Consider the following 1,646-nt stretch of genomic DNA (forward strand, 5'->3'; position numbering starts at 1 on the left):
ACCTTAATCCATTCGCCAGTGCTGATGTATTCAGGCACCTGTACAACCAGTCCGGTTGAAAGCGTGGCAGGCTTGGTTCGAGACGTAGCAGAGGCGCCTTTAATAGATGGGTCTGTCTCAACAACTTCAAGCTCTACGCTCATTGGCAAATCTAGCGCTACTGGCACTTCACTTACGATAACCACCTGAATACCGTCGGTGTCTTCATTAATGAATAGCGCCTCATTTTCAATACTTTCTTTGTTCAAGTGATAAGGCGTGTAGTCTTCCTTATCCATAAAAATGTATTCGTCACCATCAACATAAGAAAACATTGCCGGACGACGAATTAAATCAGCCATATCTAATGTGTCTGAGTCTTTAAATGTTTCGTCGTACTTAGCATCTGTGACGACGTCATACATGCGCATGCGATAAATGCTGCCACCTGCACGACCTTGGGGTACAGAACGTTCTATGTCTCTAACTATGCAGGTCTTACCGTCAAATACCACGGTGTTATTCTTTTTGATTTCACTAGCCTTAGGCATGGCGATTTCCTATTTTTGTTCTCTTCAGGCAATCCGCCCGAGGTCATCTGTAAAACTTCATTTTCAGCGATTTTTTCTTACTTAGGAAGTATTTTTACGTGGTTAGTTTTCGATTAACGCTTTAACGTTGGTTAGCGTGTCAGCTTCGGCGGCGGGTTTATCCCAACGAATACGGTGAATGCGAGGGAAGCGCAGCGCTACCCCCGATTTATGTCTTGAAGAAGGATGGACCGCGTCGAAAGCCACTTCTAACACCAGATCTTTCTTTACCTCCCGCACAGGGCCAAAGCGTCCCACTGCATTGCGCCGTACCCAGTTGTCTAGCTTCTTAAGTTCTTCGTCGGTAAATCCAGAATATGCTTTTCCTATTGGCAGAAGCTGGTCGTCTTCCCATGCACCGAACGTGTAATCGGAATAGAAGCTCGATCGTTTCCCGTGCCCTCGCTGCGCGTACATCATTACCGCATCAACCACCAGCGGGTCGCGCTTCCACTTGAACCATTCCCCTTTGGGACGGCCGGGGATGTACTCGCTATCTAAGCGCTTTATCATCAACCCTTCCACCGCGCGATTTTGACAAACGCGGGCATGAAGTTCACGAAGGCTTTTAGGAGAGCTCGCAGAAAGGGTTTCCGATAAAAACAAGCGCTCGCTTTTGTTATGGTTAAACCATTCGTGGAGCGCCTGGCGACGTTCCTTCAACGTTTTCTCAGTTAAATCTTTGCCATCTAGCACCAAGGCATCGTAGACAATAAGTCCAACAGGTGAAGACGCTTGCAGTGCTTTACTTGGCTTTTTCTTGTTGAGGCGTTGCTGAAGTGCATTGAATGTGTCGACATTCGGCTGTGAAGCCATAGCGTCATAAGCGTCGCCTTTTACGTTATGAATAACCAGTAGTTCGCCGTCTAACACCATATTTCCTTTTACCGTTTCAAGTAGGTCGGGAAAAGAATGGCTAATGTCATCCCCTGTACGCGAGAAAAGCGCTTTATCTGGCGTATCGTCATCCGAAGACTGAGAGGTATTTTTTTAGCGGCTTTATTACCTACAGACCTTTCTGATTTAACAGCAAGCTGTACTCGAATGCCGTCGTACTTATTTTCAATTTGCCACGTG

Annotated in this window: 1 protein-coding gene and 1 pseudogene; both read right to left on the reverse strand. The window is 46.5% G+C overall.

Annotation, left to right across the window (positions count from 1 at the left end; genetic code table 11):
• Positions 1-530, reverse strand: a 530-nt coding sequence (efpL, locus tag QVA83_RS19795) for an elongation factor P-like protein EfpL (protein WP_287498853.1), incomplete at its 3' end; no start/stop codon positions are given.
• 102 nt (positions 531-632) lie between these two features.
• Positions 633-1,646 (reverse strand): annotated as a pseudogene (locus QVA83_RS19800) (cisplatin damage response ATP-dependent DNA ligase); the annotation flags it as partial.

It is taken from the genome of Alteromonas sp. AO-Serp (assembly GCF_017849675.1).
In the GTDB taxonomy this organism is placed as follows: domain Bacteria; phylum Pseudomonadota; class Gammaproteobacteria; order Enterobacterales; family Alteromonadaceae; genus Alteromonas; species Alteromonas macleodii.